The following is a 6,143-nucleotide window of genomic DNA, read 5'->3' as shown; positions in this document are numbered from 1 at the left end:
GGCAGGGGACGGTGTCCGCGGGGATGCGGGGGTTCTTCAGCAGGGCGGCTCGGGCGAGGAGGTCGTCGATGGCGGTCATGTCGGGGTGATCACTCCCGGGCTGTGGGACGGTGGTGGAGCAGTTCGAGGGCTCCTCGTGCGTGGTGGTCGAGGGTGTGGACGTGGGCCGGGGACAGGCCGGTGGCTTCCTGGACCTGGTCGGGGGTGAACTCGCACAGGTAACGCAGGACGACGAGGTCGAACTGGTCCGGCGGCAGGTGACTGATCGCGTCGAAAAAGTCGGCGACCTCGCTGATCTCGACGAACCTGGCCACCGGGTCCTCGATCCGGCTCTGGGCGACCGTGAGGAACGCTGCCGGGCGCAGGTCGGGGCGCCCGTCCGGGTGGCGCCTGACGCGCAGCAGCACCCGTGACCGCAGTAGGCGCCAGGCGTAGCGGGGAAGGTTGGGGCTGGCGGCCGCTTCTGTTTCGTCCCAGCCGGCCCACAGGATGTCGAAGGCTTCGCCGACGATCCGCTCGGGCCGCTCGATGTGCAGCAGTGCCCGGGCGTAGGCGATGTAGTAGTGCTCCATCTGTTGGATGAAGCCGCGGTGTTCCACGGGCCGCTCCTCGGGCCCCAGCGGCCGGACATCATGGATGCGCTGGTTGATCCACGTGGTGGTCTTGGCGGCCTCGTAGGCCCCGGAGGTCCACAGGCGGCACAGGGGCCAGGGCGGCAGTCCCAGGGCGTGGATGACGCTGTAGGTGAGTTCCCAGCTCGGGTAGTACTCGATGCCGCGCAGGAGAACGGAGATGCGGCCCTTGGAGAAGCCGGTGCGACGGGCCAGCTCCTCGAGGGTGATCCCTTGTGCGGATATCTGGTGGCGCAGGCGCTCCAGCAGTGCTTGATGGCTGGGGCCGATCTTCTGCGACATCGGCTCGGCGCGGCGGCCTCGCCGGCTGGGCCCGAACGTGGTGGGCGCTACGGAGAACGGTGCGTCAGGGACGTCGTCGGTAGTCGGCGGATCGTCTTGGGGCGGTGGCGAGGAGGTCATCGCTGCGGCTCCTCATGCCCGGCCGGCTCGGGCACTGATGCCGGGGCCGCGGCCGGAGCCGGGGCGCGGGCGGCTCCGGTGCCGGAGCCGTGGGCGGCGGCGGTGAGCTGCTGCACGAGCAGTCCGAGCGAGGGCAGCAGCGCCACGACCGCGGCGAGGTGTCCCAGCACGGTCATCGCCGTGCTCCACGCGAGGACCACCACCAGCACGGCGACGGTCCACACCTTTCGACTGGGCATTTCACCTTCCCTGCATCGAGGTTGAGGGTCTGGAAGGCCTTCCTCCCCGGCGGTGCTCATGCGCCGGGGAGGAAGGTGGTGCACAGCATTACGGGCGCCACCGCCACCACTCAACGTGATCATGGAGTCACGGAACAAATACGTTCGATAGACCCTGTTATGAACGCCGGAACGCCAACTACGGGCCCTACATGGCCAAAACCGCAGCACTACGTTCGTTTCTGATCGTCATTCATGAAATTGCACAGCCGGTGGCCAGGGATCGGCACCATGAAGGAGGCGCCTCGGCGTCACACCTTCCCGTCTGGAAGGCGCGCGGGTTCCCCTCGTGCTCAAGGAACCCTAGGAGGGCCCCGTGCCGCTCCCGTCCGGCACCTCGAAGCCGCCGGACGGGGGCCGACACAGTCGGCCAGGCACCTATTGCGGCAGTGCCCCAGACCGTGCCGCGGATGTCAGACCATGGTCGAGGTGAGCAGCCCGGGTCGCCGACGGGACAGCTTGCTTGGTGGCCGCCGAGCCCTCGGGCATCTACTCGGTCGTGTGAAGGACCCCGCGGTCGCAGAACTTCTTGGGCCCCTGGGCGTAGAGCCCTGCATGAAGCCGATTAAAGAAGCACACGTGGCACAACCGGGCTGGCCGTGGTCGAAGTAGCAGCCGCCGACGACCAGACCGCGTTCGCCATCCAGGAGGCACTTGCCGGACGGTGGCGACCGCGCCGGCGGACCGGACCACCCGGGCCCCCGGCGAGCCCGGCGTACGGCTGCGCTGCTACCTGGACGTGCGCCAGAATCTCAACCCCTAGCCGCACGCCCGGTGTTGTCCAGGACGGACCGTGAGCACAAAGTACGGGTCGCTGGTTGGCACGCGGATCGTGCGGTCCCTCCTGGTTCCTGCAGCAGCATGACGCGCACGTTGCTGCGCATCGACGCGGCCTCCTGTGCCCATCACGACGGCGAACAGGCCTGCACCGCGCGATCGACCACCCTGACCGGCTACCGGACGGCCGCCGCACCGGCCTCGTCCAGGCACCATCACGAACGCGCCATGCGGTGGCCGCAGGCCATCCCGCGTGAACACCCTCCCAGCTGTGTCGTTTCTCCGGTACGACCATTGCACTCACACGAGGGGCGCAACCGCCGTCCCCCCGCACGTGCGCCCCAGATGAGCCGCTACCAACAGATACATGCGTACCGTCCTGCTGCGCGGCCTGCCTGCCGCGCTCCTCGCCGTCTTGTCCCTCACCACCGCCACCCCCGCCCACGCCGCGGAGACCGTTACCCTCACCGAAGCCGTCGCGAGGCTGCCGCTGGCCACCGAGTCCCGCGACGGCTACACCCGCGAGGCGTTCAAGCACTGGACTGCCGGCGACGACCCGGCCGACGGCTGCACCACCCGCAACGAAGTCCTCATCCACGAAGCCGTCGAAGCACCGGCCGTCGGCCCCAGATGCCGGCTCACCGGCGGCACCTGGTGGTCGTACTACGACCAGACCACGGTGACGTCCGCCTCCGGCCTGGACATCGACCACATGGTGCCCCTCGCAGAAGCCTGGGACAGCGGCGCCTCCGCCTGGACCGCACAGCGCCGCGAGGCCTACGCCAACGACCAGGGTGCCGAGGCCAGCCTGATCGCGGTCACCGCCCGATCCAACCGCAGCAAGGCCGACCAGGATCCCGCCCAGTGGATGCCCCCGGCCTCCGACGTCCACTGCCGGTACGCCGCCGAATGGACCGGTACCAAGCTCCGCTGGAACCTCAGCGTAGATGACGCCGAACGTGCCGCCCTGAACGACCTCGCCGCCGCCTGCCCTGACCAGACCGTCACCTACAGACCCGCCGCTTAGCCCACCGGCCTGCTGGTTGTGCCATCGCACCTCGGCATACGCGGGGTCGGACGCGGCCGTCGGCGGTGTGGAGCAGTTCGTCGGCTGACCTGTGCTTGGCTCATTCCGAGCGCGGCGGCGAGGTCGGCTTGCATTTCCCCTGTCATCCGTGTGTCGGTGCGGTGTCTCGGGGTCGGTTGGCGGGGAGCCAGGTGCGGATTTCGAGGTGGAGGATGTGGGCGTCCGCGCGAATGCGCCCGGTTTCCGCGAGCCATTGGTGGACGGCTGCGGTGACGTCGCCGGCTGCGGCGTTGACGCGGCGGGCGAAGTCGGCGGCGTCGAAGCCGCCGGTCTGGGCGGATCCGTAGGAGCGCTCTTCAGTGTGGTCGGCGCGTTGGATGACGTCGCGGCGGATGCCGGGTGAGTCGGTGCGGCTGCCGGAGGGGAGCAGGTAGCCGGTCTTGGCCAGGCGGACGGTGAAGGCCAGTCGTAGACCGCGGCGGGCGGCCTCGGCGATCAGCGGGCGCAAACGGGCGGAGCCGGAGGCGATCGCTTGGGCGCCGGCTCGGCCGGTGCCGGATCCACTGGGTGTGATGAGAACCGCCTTGCCGCGAACACGGGCGCGGGAGCCGGAGGCGGTAGTGCGCCTTTGGGTGTGGCGGGAGGCGATGGCGGCGAGTTCGGGCAGTTCGGTGATGCCTGCGGTCTCAATGGCGGTGAGGACTTCGCGTAGTGCGGTGACGAAGGCGGCGCCCTTGTTCTTGGTGTAGAACTGCGAGACCAGGGAGGGGTCGCGGTTGATGATGCGGGCGATGTCGCGTTTGGTGTAGCCGATGTGTTGGATTTGGTCGGCGAGTCGCGCGGCTTCGTTCAGCTCCTCTTGCGGCGTCGCCTCTTGGTGGCGGGAGCGGGGGGGCATCAGGTCTCCTGGCCGGGGGAGGCGAGGGCGGCGCGGCCGGCGTCTCGCAGGGCAAGGAGGTCCTCTTCGGTGGTGGGTGCTGTTAGGGGACCGTTGAGGTGGCCGCGCAGCAGGTAGTCGCCAGGCTGGTGGTGGTAGGGCCAGTCGTGGGGTTGAGTGAGGTAGAGGGCATCGGTGCGGAAGGCGATGACGCTGCCGGGCGGTGTGTGCAGGGCTCCGGCGTAGGTGTCGTCATCGCGGTGGCGCTGGGTGAGTAGGGCGGCGCGTGCGCCGGACCAGATGGCGGCTGTCCATTCGGGATGGGCGTTGGGGTCCCGGCTGTAGCCGCTGGGGCGTTGCCAGGTGATCAGTTCGTCGTCGAAACTGATAATTTCGGCGTCGGGTGGGACCTCTCGTTCCATGGTGCGGGGGGTGGTGCCGGTGACCATGCGGGGGCGTTGGGCGAAGGCGCCGATGCCGTACAGCAGGATGGCGCGCACCGCGCGGGAGGCGAGGTGGGCGGCGCGGGCCTGCTGGGCGTCGCCCTGGAAGTGGGCTTGGGCGGAGAGGTTGGTCCAGGTCTCTTTGAGTTTCTTGGCCCAGTCGTCGAGTGGTTTGCCGTCCTCCCACAGGATGCCGTCCAGGATCTCGACTTTCCACGGTGTGATTGGGTTGGCCAGAGCGGTGTGGATTTCCGGGCCGCCGGCCCAGGTGGTGAAGGTGGTGCGGGGCTGGCTCGGGTAGTGCCAGGCACGCTCGCCCGGTGCCGGGGCGGGTAGGAGGCCGACGTGGTTCCAGGTGTCGGGAACGGTGACCCGGACGTGCCAGTGGCCGCAGCCGTATAGAGCCCGGTTCTGTTCTTTCTCGCTCCAGGTGGCGAAGGTGGCGGCGGTGATGCGGCGGGGGTTGCCGACTGGAGATTTCCAGGTGTGCTTGGCGTAGGCGAAGGTGCGGTCGTATTCGACGAGTTGGGGCAGTTGGGCGGGGACGCGGGGTGGTGTGATGAGTTCGTTGCGGCCTTGGCCTGCGGTGGCGTGCAGCAGGCCGCGTAGTTCTTCGGACAGGACGGGGAAGCCGTCGGCGTACTGGCCGCGTTGGGGGATGGTGCGGGTCCACAGGTCGCGGCCGGTCTGGGAGGGGGAGCCCATCACGACGGCGTCAGGCCAGTGGCGGCGCAGCGTCTGCCATAGGAGGACGAAGGCGTCGCGGACGGTGGCGGGGTCGTCGCCGTCGAGGTCGAACCACTCCCCCACCGAGCGGATCTCGCAGTGCTGGCTGCCGTCTTCGCGCTGGTAGCGGCCGACGGGGTTGCGGGCGTGGACGAAGTGTCCGGCCATTCGGTCGCGGCCTCGGCCGGTGTCGGTGCGCCAGCCGGGGGTGGGGGCGTTGAGCCAGGCGGCGACGGCGTCGCGGAGGTAGGGGTAGCGGTCGGCGTTGCGGTGCCAGGGGGCGCCTGCGGTGATGTAGATGCGTTCGGCGCCTTCGGGGAGGGTGTGGAAGACGGCGGTGAGGATGCCGGCGGCCGTCTGGTTGCCGAGGTCGAGGTGGTGGGTCTGGTGGCGGTGCACCAGGACGCCGGTTGCGGTGTCGAGGAAGACGGTGGAGCGGGCTTGTTGGGTGAAGTTGGGCCGGGTGGATGCTAGACCCGCGGTGTGGGTGCACCAGGCGTCGCCGGCTTCGCCTTCGGGGATGGAGGGCAGGCTGCGCGGCGTATTCGGTGTCGTAGGCGCCGCTTGCTGGGGGCCGTGGGTGTTCTCAGTGGCCGGATCCGGTGAGGGTGCAGACTGTGGATCGCGGGTGGTGACTGTGGCGGGTGCCACCGCTGCTGTCTGGTCGGCCGGTTCGGGTTCGCGGTCTGCGGCGGGGGCCACGGGTTCGGGGGCTGAGGGCTGCGGTGGGGATTGATCGGCGGCAATACTGTCCGGAGCCAGGGCCGGGGCGAGGGAGACGATGTCGGCCACGCTCAGTCCGGCTGCCGGGGCGATCCGCTCGGCCTTTGCCTTCTCGTAGGAAGCGAGGTGGGCGATGCGCCGGTCGCGTTCGCTTTCCAGCCGGGTCAGTTCCGCCCGGGCTTTCTTGATCTTGTCCCGCACGGTGCGCAGGTCGGCGAGAGCAGTGTTGTAGCTCTGTGCGTCCATCGGGGCTTCCTT

Annotated in this window: 5 protein-coding genes and 1 pseudogene; 2 read left to right on the top strand and 4 right to left on the bottom strand. The window is 69.4% G+C overall.

Annotated features, from left to right (window positions below):
• Positions 1-89: 89 nt before the first annotated feature.
• Positions 90-914: a sigma factor-like helix-turn-helix DNA-binding protein gene (locus K4G64_RS21190; RefSeq protein WP_260460742.1), complete on the bottom strand. Its 825-nt coding sequence runs from the start codon at positions 912-914 to the stop codon at positions 90-92.
• 116 nt (positions 915-1,030) lie between these two features.
• Positions 1,031-1,273 (bottom strand): hypothetical protein, encoded by a 243-nt coding sequence (locus K4G64_RS21185; RefSeq protein WP_221757589.1) that lies wholly within the window; start codon positions 1,271-1,273, stop codon positions 1,031-1,033.
• Positions 1,274-1,911: 638 nt separating this feature from the next.
• Here K4G64_RS21185 and K4G64_RS41455 point away from each other — a divergent pair.
• Both K4G64_RS41455 and K4G64_RS21175 read left to right on the top strand, forming a co-directional pair.
• Positions 1,912-2,075, top strand: a pseudogene (locus K4G64_RS41455) (DUF6207 family protein).
• Positions 2,076-2,456: 381 nt separating this feature from the next.
• Positions 2,457-3,116 carry an HNH endonuclease family protein gene (locus K4G64_RS21175; RefSeq protein WP_221757588.1) on the top strand — a complete coding sequence of 220 codons (660 nt, stop codon included), beginning with the start codon at positions 2,457-2,459 and terminating at the stop codon, positions 3,114-3,116.
• 142 nt (positions 3,117-3,258) lie between these two features.
• On the opposite strand, the gene K4G64_RS21170 is transcribed toward K4G64_RS21175, so the two are convergent.
• Together K4G64_RS21170 and K4G64_RS21165 are read right to left on the bottom strand one after the other, a co-directional pair.
• Positions 3,259-4,014, bottom strand: a complete 756-nt coding sequence (locus K4G64_RS21170) for a helix-turn-helix domain containing protein (protein ID WP_221757587.1) — start codon at positions 4,012-4,014, stop codon at positions 3,259-3,261.
• On the bottom strand, positions 4,014-6,131 hold the full coding sequence (locus tag K4G64_RS21165; protein WP_221757586.1) for a hypothetical protein: 2,118 nt from the start codon (positions 6,129-6,131) through the stop codon (positions 4,014-4,016). The genes K4G64_RS21170 and K4G64_RS21165 overlap by 1 nt, the downstream gene beginning before the upstream one ends.
• Positions 6,132-6,143: the final 12 nt, after the last annotated feature.

The sequence above is a fragment of the Streptomyces sp. WAC04114 genome (genome assembly GCF_019733245.1).
GTDB classification, from domain to species: Bacteria; Actinomycetota; Actinomycetes; order Streptomycetales; family Streptomycetaceae; genus Streptomyces; species Streptomyces massasporeus_A.
This window is presented reverse-complemented; position numbering and strand designations above follow the sequence as displayed.